Origin of the sequence: Enterococcus sp. LX10 (genome assembly GCF_023539285.1) — a bacterium.
In the GTDB taxonomy this organism is placed as follows: Bacteria; Bacillota; Bacilli; order Lactobacillales; family Enterococcaceae; genus Enterococcus; species Enterococcus faecalis.
Map to the genome: position 1 here is coordinate 1282719 of NZ_CP092784.1, position 14192 is coordinate 1296910.

General features: G+C 37.0%; 12 protein-coding genes. All 12 read left to right on the plus strand.

Annotated elements, in window-relative coordinates; translation table 11 throughout:
- Positions 1-18 precede the first annotated feature (18 nt).
- Positions 19-819 (plus strand): molybdate ABC transporter substrate-binding protein, encoded by an 801-nt coding sequence (gene modA / locus MKZ30_RS06130; RefSeq protein ID WP_002360416.1) that lies wholly within the window; start codon positions 19-21, stop codon positions 817-819.
- An 8-nt stretch (positions 820-827) separates the two neighbouring features.
- On the plus strand, positions 828-1499 hold the full coding sequence (modB, locus tag MKZ30_RS06135; protein ID WP_033600562.1) for a molybdate ABC transporter permease subunit: 672 nt from the start codon (positions 828-830) through the stop codon (positions 1497-1499).
- A complete protein-coding gene (locus MKZ30_RS06140) occupies positions 1496-2500 on the plus strand; it encodes an ATP-binding cassette domain-containing protein (RefSeq protein WP_002419761.1) in 1005 nt (334 codons plus the stop codon). Before modB ends, MKZ30_RS06140 begins: the two co-directional genes overlap by 4 nt.
- Before the next feature lie 121 nt (positions 2501-2621).
- The gene (locus MKZ30_RS06145) at positions 2622-4724 is read left to right on the plus strand and encodes a heavy metal translocating P-type ATPase (protein ID WP_033600561.1); all 2103 of its coding nucleotides are present in this window, start codon (positions 2622-2624) and stop codon (positions 4722-4724) included.
- Positions 4725-4992: 268 nt separating this feature from the next.
- A complete protein-coding gene (gene zapA, locus MKZ30_RS06150) occupies positions 4993-5436 on the plus strand; it encodes a cell division protein ZapA (protein WP_002357706.1) in 444 nt (147 codons plus the stop codon).
- 19 nt (positions 5437-5455) lie between these two features.
- Positions 5456-6004: a CvpA family protein gene (locus tag MKZ30_RS06155; protein WP_002357705.1), complete on the plus strand. Its 549-nt coding sequence runs from the start codon at positions 5456-5458 to the stop codon at positions 6002-6004.
- Between the two features lie 110 nt (positions 6005-6114).
- Entirely contained in the window at positions 6115-8481 is a 2367-nt protein-coding gene (locus MKZ30_RS06160) for an endonuclease MutS2 (protein WP_033600560.1), read from the plus strand.
- Between the two features lie 97 nt (positions 8482-8578).
- Positions 8579-8893, plus strand: a complete 315-nt coding sequence (gene trxA / locus MKZ30_RS06165; RefSeq protein WP_002357703.1) for a thioredoxin — start codon at positions 8579-8581, stop codon at positions 8891-8893.
- Positions 8894-9057: 164 nt separating this feature from the next.
- A complete protein-coding gene (gene uvrC / locus MKZ30_RS06170) occupies positions 9058-10854 on the plus strand; it encodes an excinuclease ABC subunit UvrC (protein WP_002371199.1) in 1797 nt (598 codons plus the stop codon).
- Between the two features lie 804 nt (positions 10855-11658).
- On the plus strand, positions 11659-11916 hold the full coding sequence (locus MKZ30_RS06175) for a DUF3884 family protein (protein WP_002360406.1): 258 nt from the start codon (positions 11659-11661) through the stop codon (positions 11914-11916).
- Positions 11917-12020: 104 nt separating this feature from the next.
- Entirely contained in the window at positions 12021-12920 is a 900-nt protein-coding gene (locus MKZ30_RS06180; RefSeq protein WP_010816496.1) for an ABC transporter ATP-binding protein, read from the plus strand.
- A complete protein-coding gene (locus MKZ30_RS06185) occupies positions 12913-14175 on the plus strand; it encodes an ABC transporter permease (protein WP_010715169.1) in 1263 nt (420 codons plus the stop codon). Before MKZ30_RS06180 ends, MKZ30_RS06185 begins: the two co-directional genes overlap by 8 nt.
- Positions 14176-14192 lie beyond the last annotated feature (17 nt).

Sequence of the window (14192 nt, forward strand, 5' to 3'; positions counted from 1 at the left end):
AAGAAAAGAGGCGTTCAAATGTCTAAACAAAAAAAGGCTGTGTTCCTGCTTAGTTTATTCAGTTTAGTTGCCCTAATTGCTGCATGTACAAATCAGCCGCAAAAAGAAACAGTTTCAACAAAAAAAGAAGAAATAACCCTTGCGGCAGCAGCTAGCTTAGAATCAGTCATGGAGAAGAAAATTATTCCTGCCTTTGAAAAAGAGCATCCAGATATTCAGGTAACTGGAACCTATGATAGTTCTGGAAAATTACAGATGCAAATTGAAAAAGGCCTAAAAGCCGATGTATTTTTCTCGGCTTCGACAAAACAAATGAATGCATTGGTTGCAGAAAAACTAATTAATAAGAAAAGTGTCGTTCCTTTATTGGAAAACCAGCTCGTTCTAATCGTACCTAATCAAGATCAAGCAAAGTGGCATGATTTTTCTGATTTAAAAAAGGCCCAAATGATAGCAATTGGTGATCCTGCGAGTGTTCCAGCTGGTCAATATGCCGAAGAAGGCTTAAAAGCTTTAGGTGCTTGGTCCTATGTAGAAAAACACGCAAGCTTTGGCACGAATGTAACAGAAGTCCTTGAATGGGTAGCTAATGCAAGTGCAGAAGCTGGCTTAGTTTATGCGACAGATGCAGCAACCAATTCAAAAGTAGCGATTGTTGCGGCCATGCCTGAAGCTGCTTTGAAAAAGCCAATCATCTATCCAGTTGGTAAAGTTGCCGCCTCTAAGAAACAAAAATCAGCGGATGCTTTTTTAAATTTTTTACAGAGTCAACAATGCAGAAAATATTTTGAAAATATTGGCTTTAAGTTAACAAAGTAGGTGGGAAAATGGATGTTCGACCAATTCTTTTATCTTTTCAGACAGCAATAATCGCCATTTTATTTACTTTTGTTTTAGGAACAGGCGTTGCGTATATTGTTTTTCGTTTGAAAAATCGTAAATTAAAAATTCTTTTGAATAGTTTATTTACGTTGCCATTAGTTTTACCGCCGACTGTTTTTGGTTTTTTCCTCTTAACTATTTTTGGTGTTCAGCAACCAGTGGGTCAGTTTTTACTTGATTTTTTTGCCATTCAAGTTGTTTTTTCATGGCCAGCTACGGTTATTGCTGCCGTTTCTGTTTCATTTCCTTTAATGTATCGTTCAGCCTTAACGGCGTTTGAACAAATGGATAGTGAATTGTTGGCGGTAGCCCAGACACTTGGGTTTTCGGAAAGTCGATATTTTAGAAAAATTGCGCTACCTTTGTCGATGAACGGTCTCTTGGCCGGTGGCGTGTTAGCCTTTGCCCGTGGGTTAGGCGAATTTGGAGCGACGACAATGTTAGCAGGGAATATTGCTGGCAAAACAAGAACGCTTCCTTTAGCTATCTACTCTGCTGTAGCAAGTGGGGATTGGCGCTTAGCCAATCAATATGTTGTGATTATGTTATTACTTTGCCTGATTATTTTATTTTTTACGGAATTTTTTAGTCAGCGCGCTTGGAGAAGGTCGGAATGAGATTAATTGTTGATATTCAAAAAGAATTGAAAAGTCATACTTTGCAAATTCAGTTTGAAACAAAGACGCAAACAACAGGAATTTTAGGTGCTTCTGGTTGTGGCAAGAGTATGTTATTAAAATGTATTGCGGGTGTTGAGACTGCGGATAAAGGTCAGATTGTTTTAAATGATCAAGTCTTATTCGATGCTGAAAAAAAGATCAATTTGTCGCCGCAACAACGAAAAATTGGTCTTTTGTTTCAGCAGTATGCGTTGTTCCCTCATTTGTCGGTAGTAGAAAATCTCACGTGCGTGACAAAAGATTTACAATTGGTCACTCAATTGCTTGCGTCTTTTCACTTAACTAAAGTCCAACAACAATATCCTAGTCAACTTTCTGGAGGACAAAGACAACGAGTGGCTTTTGCGCGAATGCTAGCGGCTCAGCCGGCTTACCTGTTATTAGATGAGCCATTTTCCGCATTAGATGCACCCTTAAAGGAAGAGCTGCAAATTGAACTTCAACAGCGATTAAGTAATTTAAATCAACATGCCTTAATCGTGAGTCATAGTTTAGATGAACTGTATAAGTTATGTCAGAGTTTAGTGATAATCACAAAAAGCAAAACACTTTTTGGTGCAACAAATCAATTATTTAACCAACCTCAAACGATTGAAGCAGCTAAACTCACTGGTTGTAAAAATATTTGGCCTGTTAAACGCATAGATGCGCACAGAGTCCAAGTGATTGGTTGGCAACAAACACTAATGGTTACACAAGAAGTTCCTATTTCTTGTCATTCTATTGGTATTCGGGCCCATGATTTCACAACAGAACCGCAGGCAACCAATCAAATCGAAGTGCATCACTTACAAACATTGTCAGCACCTTTTGAACAAAGTGCTTGGTTTCAACACCAACAAACCAAAATTTGGTGGAAAGGCAGCAATAGACTCAATCCGAAAGTTATTACTCAGTTATCCATTCCACCTACAGCAATTATGCCATTATGTCTATAAAATAGAAAAAGATTACGTGAAGCGGTTGACATATGATTGCACCTTCATTTATAATATATTCATGAAAGGTTATTCATGTAAACGGAATAATCGCTATTATATAGGGAGTGAAGGTGTTTAAATGCAAAAGAGTTATAAACTAGAAGGACTTGATTGTGCAAGTTGTGCTGACAAAATTGAAAAATCTGTCCAAAAAATTCACGGAGTAGAAAAAGCGCGTGTGGACTTCATGGCTGAAAAAATGACACTGGAAGTTGAATCAGGACATGATTTAGAAGTCGAAAATGAAGCGCGTGCAGTGATTGGTAAGTTAGAACCAGATGTCAAAGTTATTTCTTTAAAAGATGTCAAAGAAGAAGAAGGACGTAATCCAAATAATAATCGCTTAATTCGTATCATTATTGCATTTGTTTTATTTTTAGCACTTATTATCATTAAACCAAGTAATAATTGGGTTGCTTTGGCATCTTATTTAGTCGTTTATGTCTTAATTGGTGGCGACATTGTCAAACGAGCGGTAACGAATATTTTTCGTGGGGAAGTGTTTGATGAAAATTTTTTAATGTCTGTGGCAACGATCGGGGCATTCTTTATTGGGGAATATCCCGAAGCTGTGGCAGTAATGTTGTTCTACCAAGTCGGCGAATGGTTCCAAAGTGCTGCGGTTGATCAATCCAGAAAATCAATTGCCAAATTAATGGATATTCGTCCGGATTCAGCAAATCTTTTAGTAAATGGACAAATAAAAGCGGTCGCTCCAGATACAATTGAAATTGGGCAACAAATATTAGTGAAACCAGGTGAAAAAGTTCCATTAGATGGTCAAATTATTGATGGCTCAAGTATGGTAGATACCTCTGCGTTGACTGGTGAATCCGTTCCAAGAACGGTCAAAGTCGGCGATGAAATCTTAGGTGGTTTTATCAATAAAAATGGGGCCTTGACCATTAATGTTACAAAAAAATTTGGGGATTCAACAGTTAGTAAAATTTTAGATTTAGTTGAAAATGCTAGCAGTAAAAAAGCCCCTGCAGAAAACTTTATTTCTAAATTTGCTCGTTACTATACACCAGTTGTCGTTGTTTTAGCTGTCTTATTGGCAGTGATTCCACCATTTATTTTCCCTGATACTTCTATTAATGAATGGGTTTATCGGGCATTAACGTTCTTGGTTATTTCTTGTCCATGTGCCTTAGTCATTTCTGTTCCTTTAAGTTTCTTCGGTGGAATTGGCGGAGCCAGCAAACTAGGTGTTTTAATTAAAGGAAGCAACTATTTAGAAATTTTAGCGAATACGGAAACGATTGTTTTTGATAAAACTGGTACGCTAACAAAAGGAAATTTTGTGGTTCAAAACATAACTAGTGTTGTTTTACCTGAAGAAGAGTTGTTACGTTTAACAGCAACAGCAGAACAATTATCCACTCATCCTATTGCTATTTCTATTAAAGAAAGCTATGGCAAAGAAACTGTTCCAGCAACAGCAATTGAAGAGGTTGCCGGACACGGTATCAAAGCCACAATTGAAGGCAAAACAGTTTTAGTCGGTAATGCGAAGTTAATGAAACAATTTGGTATCGAAGCACCAGAAGTGAAGGAAGCGGGAACTTTAATTTTTGTCGCTATTGATAATCAATTTGCAGGCTACTTAGTGATTGCGGATCAATTGAAACCAGATGCCATTTCAGCAATAAAAGAATTAAAAGCTGAAGGGGTCAAACAAACTGTTATGCTGACTGGAGACAATCAACAAGTTGCAGAAGCTATTGCAAAAGAAGTTGGTGTTGACAAAGTTTATGCAGAACTTTTACCAGATGGCAAAGTGGATCGTTTAGAAGAGTTGTTAAAAGCATCTTCACCTAAAAACAAAGTTGCCTTTGTTGGTGACGGCATGAATGATGCACCTGTTTTAGCCCGGGCTGATGTTGGGATTGCCATGGGTGGTTTAGGAAGTGACGCGGCAATTGAAGCTGCAGATGTGGTGATTATGAATGATGAACCAAGTCGTATCGCCTCTGCGATTAAATTATCAAGAAAAACATTGAGAATTGTTAAACAAAACATTATCTTTGCGATTGCTGTTAAAATCATTGTTTTGGTACTAGGTGCATTAGGCTTGGCTTCAATGCAAGCAGCAGTGTTTGCTGATGTTGGTGTAACTATTATCGCTGTTTTAAATGCTATGCGTTGTTTACGTGTAGAAAAGATGAAAGATACTAACTAAGCCTTAAAAAGTACAGCTGAAACAAACATTTTTAGCTGATTATCAGGTTTTGAGCGTGGGACAAAAATCACTTTGACTTTTTGTTCCACGCTTTTTCTCCTACACAATTTCTATTCGTTCTTAAATTGCCAGAGTTCTTGTAAAGAAATCTTTAAATTTTTCGCTTTGTGGCATATAATAAGAGAGAATTTGTACGAAAATTGCGCTTCGCTTTTTTTTCATGGTACAATAAGCAAGAATGGATTGATTTACAGGAGGGAACCTCAACATGGCATCAAATGAAAAAACACGATATAAAGCAATCATTGCAGACCATACGTATACAATTATTGGCCAAGAGTCAAAACAACATATGGATTTAGTCACAAAAATTGTCAACGAACAACTGGCGGAAATTAAACATCTTTCTCCGCAAACTGATACGGAACAAGCTTCTGTTTTATTAGCAATTAATGCAATTTCAGATCAACTAAAAAAACAAGAATATGCTTTAAAATTGGAAAAACAAGTAGCAGATTTAAAACAGAAAACCATTCGTTTGGCTGAATTAGAGAATCGTGTGCGCCGAATGGAAATTATCGAAGAAGAAGCACGGGATGTTTTGAAAAAGAATGGACAAGAAGATGTAGAAATTCATAATCATGTGGAAGCCCAACAAATTTTGAATGAAAATCGAAAACAGCAGATTCAAAATAAAGGTGTTTCGGAGTAGTTCCTGAAAGGATGACAAGATGTTAACAATACTTATTTTATTACTTTTAGCCTTTGGATTTTATACAGGAGCTAAACGAGGCTTGATTTTACAAGTGCTCTATTCGGTAGGTTACTTAATTTCATATTTTGTTGCTCGAACCTATTACAAAGAGGTCGCCTCTCATTTAGAATTGTATATTCCATATCCATCGGTTACGCCAACGTCAAAGCTTGTCTTTTTTAATCAAGAGATTTCTTTAGACTTAGACAAAGCCTTTTATTCAGCGGTTGCGTTTCTATTATTGCTGTTTGCAGGCTGGTTAGTCGTTCGTTTTTTAGCTATCTTTTTACATGGATTAACATTTATTCCAGTTTTGAAACAGGTAAATGGACTATTAGGTGGCGTATTAAGTGTTCTTGTATTATACGTGGGTCTTTTTCTAGTGTTAGCTACGGCGTCAATGATTCCGTCAGATATTGTCCAAAATCAGTTTCGGTCAAGTGGCTTGGCACGAGGCATTGTAAAAAATACCCCAATTCTAACAAAACAAGCATATGAATTATGGGTTGAACCAATTACGAAATAAAGCTGAATGGGACTGAGATAGAGATAAGAAGTAAGTGAGCAAAGCGAAACTTCTTATGTTATGTCTCAGTCTTTTCAACAAATGAAAAAGTTAGAAAAGTAGGTGGAAAAATGAATCAGCGCATTCTATCAACATTAGGGTTTGATAAAGTAAAACAACAGTTGTTGCAATTTATTGTGACAGCTCAGGGGACAAACGAAGTTTCGGAATTATTACCGATTGCTGATGAAAATAAAATTCAATCATGGCTAAATGAAACACAGGATGGTTTAAAAGTTCAACGATTACGTGGTGGAATCCCCATTCCTAAATTAGAAAATATCCAACCACACATGAAACGGATTGAAATTGGTGCGGATTTAAATGGTGTAGAATTAGCACAAGTAGGCCGTGTCTTGTCGACTACTTCAGAACTGACTCGTTTTTTTGATGAGCTAAGTGAAAATGAAGTGGATTTTGAACGTTTATATATGTGGCGAGAGCAACTAGAAGTTTTGCCTGAATTAAATCGCCAACTCAAACAAGCCATTGATGATGATGGCTACGTCACAGATGAAGCTTCGCCAGCCTTAAAGGCAATTCGGCAAAATATTCGTCGTAGTGAGCAGACCATTCGAGAAGAACTAGATAGTATTATTCGTGGGAAAAACGCACGTTATCTGAGTGATGCCCTTGTTACTATGCGAAATGAACGCTACGTGATTCCAGTCAAACAAGAATATAAAAATATTTTTGGTGGCGTGGTTCACGATCAAAGTGCTTCAGGTCAAACCTTATTTATTGAACCTAAACAAATTTTAGAAATGAATAATCGCTTGCGACAACAACAAATTGCCGAAAGAAATGAGATTACTCGCATCTTGGCAGAACTGTCGGCCGAGTTGGTCCCTTATCGCCGTGAAATTACGCATAATGCTTATGTCATCGGTAAACTTGATTTTATTAATGCTAAGGCGCGACTAGGAAAAGAACTAAAAGCAGTTGTTCCAGAAATTAGTCAAGCAAATCATGTAGTTTTTAAACAAGCTCGGCACCCGCTATTGGATCCAGAAAAAGCTGTAGCCAATGACATTGTGATTGGTGAAGAATATCAAGCAATTGTGATTACAGGGCCTAATACCGGCGGGAAAACCATTACTCTGAAAACGTTAGGTCTTTTACAATTAATGGGCCAAGCTGGACTACCTATTCCAGTTGAAGAAGAGAGTAAAATGGGGATTTTTACAGAAGTATTTGCGGATATCGGGGATGAACAATCGATTGAACAAAGTTTAAGTACTTTCTCTTCACATATGACGAATATCGTGTCTGTCTTAAAGAAAGTCGATCATCAAAGTTTAGTACTGTTTGATGAATTAGGTGCTGGGACAGATCCGCAAGAAGGGGCCGCTTTAGCGATTGCCATTTTAGATTCATTGGGCGCTAAAGGAGCTTATGTGATGGCAACAACCCATTATCCTGAATTAAAAGTGTATGGCTATAATCGAGCTGGAACAATCAATGCCAGTATGGAATTTGATGTAGATACCTTGAGTCCAACCTATCGTTTATTAATTGGCGTGCCTGGCCGAAGTAATGCTTTTGAAATTTCGAAACGTCTTGGATTAGACAATAGTATTATTGAAGCTGCAAAACAAATAATGGACGGTGAAAGTCAAGATTTAAACGAAATGATTGAAGACTTGGAAAACCGTCGCAAAATGGCCGAAACTGAATATTTAGAAGCTCGCCACTATGTTGATGAATCGGCCGCTTTGCATAAAGAACTGAAAGAAGCCTATCAAGTATTTTTTGAAGAACGAGAAAAAGAATTACAAAAAGCGCGGAAAGAAGCAAATAAAATTATTGCAGAAGCGGAAGAAAACGCAGAAACCATTATTTCTGATATTCGCAAAATGCAATTGGAAAGTGGCCAACAAGGTGGTGTCAAAGAACATCAGTTAATTGATGCGAAAACACAGCTTTCTCAATTACACCACGAAGAAACCAAGCTTGCTAAAAACAAAGTGCTGAAGAAGGCGAAAGAACAGAAAAAATTAAAAGCTGGCGATGAAGTAATTGTCAATACTTACGGCCAACGAGGGACATTATTAAAAGACAACGGCAAAGGACAATGGCAAGTCCAATTAGGCATTTTAAAAATGAACGTATCTGAAGAGGATATGACGCCTGTCGCTCCACAAAAAGAAGCAAAACCAAGAGTTACAACGGTTCGTTCTGCAGAAAGCAGTCATGTTGGCACACAACTAGACTTACGTGGCAAACGCTACGAAGAAGCATTGGCAGAAGTTGACCAATACATTGATGCTGCGATTCTAGCGGGCTATCCACAAGTAACCATTGTTCACGGTAAAGGAACAGGTGCATTAAGAACCGGAATAACGGAATTTTTAAAAAATCACCGCAGTGTGAAAAGCTATGAATTTGCGCCACAAAACCAAGGCGGTAATGGTGCGACTGTCGTGAAATTCCAATAAACAAGGACTTACAATAAGTAAGCAGAACACTCGCTATCTTAGAGATGACGTGTTATACTAAGCATGTAGTAAGAGTAAAGAGTAGGAGGTTTGTGAAATGACACAAGCAATTACCGATAAAGATTTTGCAACAGAAACAGATGAAGGATTAGTCTTAATCGACTTTTGGGCAACTTGGTGTGGCCCTTGTCGTATGCAAGCACCCATCTTAGAACAATTATCTGAAGAATATGATGAAGACGAAGTAAAAATCGTCAAAATGGATGTGGATGAAAATCCTGCAACACCAGCAAGTTTTGGAATCATGAGCATCCCAACATTGCTATTGAAAAAAGATGGCGAAGTTGTTGAAAAAGCAGTCGGTGTTCATACAAAAGATCAATTGCAAGCAATGATTGCCAAACACTTATAAACGTTGATTAGTCATTACGAATAGTCTGATTCAGTCTGAAGAGAAATCATTAGCGATTGTCTTTTCAGGCTGTTTCTTTCGTACATAAAGTAGCGGCTTTTTTTGTTTAATTACAAAAAGAGGTGTATAATAGATGAAGTATTTTGTTAGAAAGGAAGTATCGTATGAACGAACGAATAAAAAATAAATTAGCACTGCTTCCTGATCAACCTGGTTGTTATTTAATGAAAGATAAAAACGGCACGATTATCTATGTTGGGAAAGCCAAAATTTTGAAAAACCGTGTCCGGTCTTATTTTCGTGGTAGCCATGATACTAAGACAGAACGATTAGTCAGTGAAATCGATGATTTTGAATATATTGTGACAGAATCGAATATTGAAGCACTTTTATTAGAAATTAATTTAATCCATAAAAATAATCCCAAATATAACATCATGTTAAAAGACGATAAAACCTATCCTTTTATCAAAATCACAAACGAAAAATATCCTCGTTTAATGATTACTCGAAAGGTTTTAAAAGACAAAGCGTTATATTTCGGGCCATATCCAGATGTAAATGCAGCGAATGAAACAAAGAAACTGTTAGATCGGCTTTTTCCTTTGCGAAAATGTAATCCGTCGCAAAAAACACCTTGTTTGTATTATCATTTAGGACAATGTCTGTGTCCCTATGCTTTTGATGTGGATCCGCAAGTCTACAAAGATATGGTGGAAGAGATTAAAGGGTTTCTCTCTGGTGGACATACAGAAATTCAGGACCGCTTACAAGAAAAAATGGCTTATGCAGCTGCACATATGGAATTTGAAAAAGCTGCAGAATTTCGCGATCAAATTAAAGCGATTGAAACAGTTATGACCCGCCAAAAAATGACGAATGTAGATTTAATTGATCGTGATGTGTTTGGTTATGCTGTTGATAAAGGCTGGATGTGTGTCCAAGTATTCTTTGTCAGACAAGGAAAATTAATCGAACGTGATGTATCGATTTTTCCATTTTATGATGATGCCAGTGAAGCATTTTTAACTTTTATTGGACAATTTTATCAAGAGAATGAGCATTTTGTGCCAAAAGAAGTCTTGATTCCTGATGACATTGATAAAGAAAGCGTTGAAGCGTTATTAGCTACGAAAGTCTTGCAGCCGCAACGGGGAGAAAAGAAAAAACTGGTTAAATTAGCCAGTAAAAATGCTGCAGTTGCTTTAAATGAAAAATTCGATTTGATTGTACGGAAACAAGAACGAACAATTGGCGCAGTTGAAAAATTAGGCAATGCGATGAACATACCTGCGCCCATTCGAATTGAAGCATTTGATAACTCAAATATTATGGGAACAAACCCTGTTTCTGCGATGGTTGTGTTTATTGACGGACGGCCAGCTAAAAATGAGTATCGAAAATATAAAATAAAAACCGTCCAAGGTCCTGATGATTACGCTTCTATGAGAGAAGTCATTTATCGCAGATATTCACGAGTTTTAAAAGAAGGCTTGCCTTTTCCTGATTTAATTTTAATCGATGGTGGTAAAGGTCAAGTCGATGTTGCCAAAGATGTGTTAGCCAATCAACTAGGAGTCGATATTCCTGTAGCTGGATTAGCCAAGAACGACAAGCACAAAACGAGTGAACTTTTATTTGGTCCAGACTTAGAAGTTGTACCATTGGAAAGAAACTCACAAGAATTTTTCTTGTTGCAACGAATCCAAGATGAAGTCCATCGTTTTGCAATCACATTTCATCGTCAATTACGTAGTAAAAATAGTTTTGCTTCCAAATTAGATAACATTGAAGGCTTGGGACCGAAACGCAAAAAAAATCTTTTAAAAGAATTTAAATCGCTTAAAAATATTACGGCAGCCAGTGTTGAAGAATTAAGAAAAGCTGGGTTACCTGAAACTGTCGCAAAGAATGTGTATCGTCATTTGCACCAAGAAACAACCTCTGAGATAGAAAAATAAATGAAAACAAGCCAGAGGTCGGGACAGAAACGTTTAGCTCCGAGAACCAAGTAGGTACTGTTCAACATCTATTTGCTTTGCAAATAGTGTTTCTCAGCAATAAGAAGAAATTTCCGAAAATTGTCATAAAACACAACGAGGTACGAGTTGATGTTGCATGATACACTACACTCCGTTTCGTTCGCATCAATTTCTACGCATGGAACATGCTAGAATTGAAGGACCCGGTGTTCTTTAATTTTTGGAGACCAAGTCCTTCAATTCTTAGTGATTTATCACTTAGAGATTGATGAGATCGGAGCTCTGCGAAGTAGGTATTGTTCATCATCGAATCACTACGTTCTTCGTGATTCTCAACACTTGGAAGGATTAAGATACGCCGAACACTTGTGTGAGAAAGTCAATTTCGGCTTATTGTTTTCTCGCCAAAGGCTCGTCACAGTTTTATCCTTGTAAGTTCCGAAGAACCTTCACCAAGTAGGTACGATGATTTCATCTGTTCATGCTTCACAGTGAAACATCGCAACTCTTAGAGCTGTAGCTCTTTTGAAGGCTGTACTGTGACGAGACGCATGTCGAGAAAACACCTTAGAAGTTATTGAGATCGGAGCAACGCTTAGTGTTGGTTCTGTTCCCGCCGTTTATAAGGTTTTAAGCCTGGGACAAAAATCCAAAGTGATTTTTGTCCCAGGCTCTGTTTTTTTTTATTCAATTTTTTCATGAAAAGTTGAACTCTCAAGAAAATATGATAACGATTTCTTTCGTGATATACTAATACTAACTTAAAAGAGAGGACGTCTGATCATGAAAATACTAACACCCGTTTATCAAATAAAATTTAAAAAAGTACCAAATCAATTACTGATTGATGAGCGTTTAATAAATGAATTGGGTACGTGGCTGAATCGTACAGGTCGAATTTGGGCCTGCCAATCATCAAAATCGGCAAAGGAATTTAAAAATAAATTTTATGAAAGCACAGGCTTGACCGCAAATGAAGTGCATATTTCTGCCGAGACGGATGGCCTTTTTCGCTTAGCAGAAAATAAAGCGTCTGATTAAAGTGCAACATCTTTTCATAACAATTGTGATTGACAAGCCAACACAGGAAAGATACGATATGAGTAACTAAACAGCGGTTTAGAAAAAGTGAAGGGGGCGTTTATGTGTTAGAGGTAAAAGAGTTAGTCAAAACCTTTGGGGATTTTAAAGCAGTTGATCATGTATCCTTTACGATACCGGACGGGAAAATTTTAGGATTAATTGGCCAAAATGGTGCCGGAAAAACAACTACGTTTCGCTTGATTTTAAATTTTTTAACACAAGATAGCGGGTCGGTTTTATGGAATGGTCAACCATTAAACGAAAAAGAATACAATATTATTGGTTATTTACCAGAAGAACGGGGTTTATATCCTAAAATTACGATTGAAGACCAACTAATTTATTTCGCTTCATTGCGGGGGAAAACTAAAAAAGAAATTGAACCTAAAATTGACTTTTGGATGGAAAAATTTCAAGTTAAAGGCAAAAAAACGGATAAAGTTAAATCTTTATCAAAAGGAAATCAACAAAAAGTTCAATTGATTGCGACACTTATTCATGAACCGAAGTTAATTATTTTAGACGAACCATTCAGTGGCTTGGATCCAGTTAATGCAGAATTATTAAAAGACGGCATTATTGAATTGAAAAATCAAGGTTCTTGTGTCATTTTTTCCAGTCATAATATGGACAATGTGGAAAAAATCTGTGACCATTTAGTCATGTTAAAAAATGGACGCATGGTTTTAGATGGTCAGGTTCATGAAATTCGACAACAATTTGGTCGAACAAAATTATTTTTAGAATCACCGTTATCTGTTGAGGAAGTTGCTGCTACAGCAGGTGTGAAAGAAGCACACTTGCGACAAGATGGCGTCTTAGAAGCGACATTAGAAAACGCTGAAGTGGGCAAAGTGTTGTTTGATAAAGCGACAGCCAACGGCTACATTCCAATGTTTAATCAACAACCACCAACATTGGAAGAAATTTTCAAAATGAAAGTAGGTGGGCGAGATGAGTAAATTTTGGATTATTGCGACTGATGTCTATAAGAAAAATGTGAAGTCGCTGTCTTTCTTAATCATGATTTTAGCGCCATTTCTTCTTGTAGGAATTGTTTACTTAGCGGGCTCTCTAGCTAGCGGTTTTTCAGGAGATACTACCATTGGTCTGGTTTCGGAAAATCAAGCGCTGGTTAAAGAGTTGACAAAGAATAAAACAGAGGACTTTTCTTTTAAAGCTGTTTCTTCTGAGAAAAAGGCCCAAGAACAATTAAAAGACGAGAAAATTGATGCCTATTTACTTTTGGACACTACAGATAATCAGATTTCTGGTCAGCTTTACTCTGAACGCTCTTTAGGAAATGCAACCGAGATGCTAATCCCTCAAATGTTAAACCAATTACAAACAATGGCGAATGCCAATCGTTTAAACCTAACGGCTGAGCAAGTTGCCATGTTGAATCAACAAGCAACATTTAAAAAAGCCAAAATTAGTTTTGATGAAAATGGCAAAATAAAAACAGGAGAAGATAACACAGGGATTCAAATGGCGTTAGCAATGGGGATAACAATTTTGTTATTTGTCTTCATCAGCAGTTATTCTTCAATTATTGCCCAAGAGATTGCTTCTGAAAAAGGCACTAGAATCATGGAAGTTATTCTCTCTAGTACAAAAGCGCAAACCCATTTTTATGGCAAATTAACTGGGGTTATTCTAGTAGCTTTAACACAAATTTTCATTTACGGAGTGGCGTTTGTTCTCGGCTATTCTCAATTGAAAAATCTTGATTTTATGAAAAGTCTATTAAGTGGTATTTCACCACAAAATATTTTTTCATCAACCTTTATTTTTACATTAGGCTTTTTCATTATTGGTATTCTCGTTTTTGCTGTTTTGGCAGCACTTTGTGGTTCTCTTGTTTCCAAACCAGAGGATACAGCAAAAGCAGTTCAGCCTATCATGTATATTGGTTTAATCGGTTATATGATCGGCATTACGTTTGGGACGAATGATCCACAAAATATCGTGGTGAAAGTGACTTCCTTTATTCCGCTGATTTCGTCATACATTATGCCAGTACGCTTGGCGACCGAAACGGCATCAACAATGGAAGCAATTGTCTCATTAGTGATTTTGGCAGTCTTTGGAATTATTTTAACAATCTTCTCTGCTCGTTTATACAAATCAAACGTTCTTGTATACAGCGAAGGCGGCATGATTCAATCCTTAAAACAGTCAATTTCTATTTTAAAAAATGAACAAAAGCATAAATAATTTTTGTTTAACTCTAA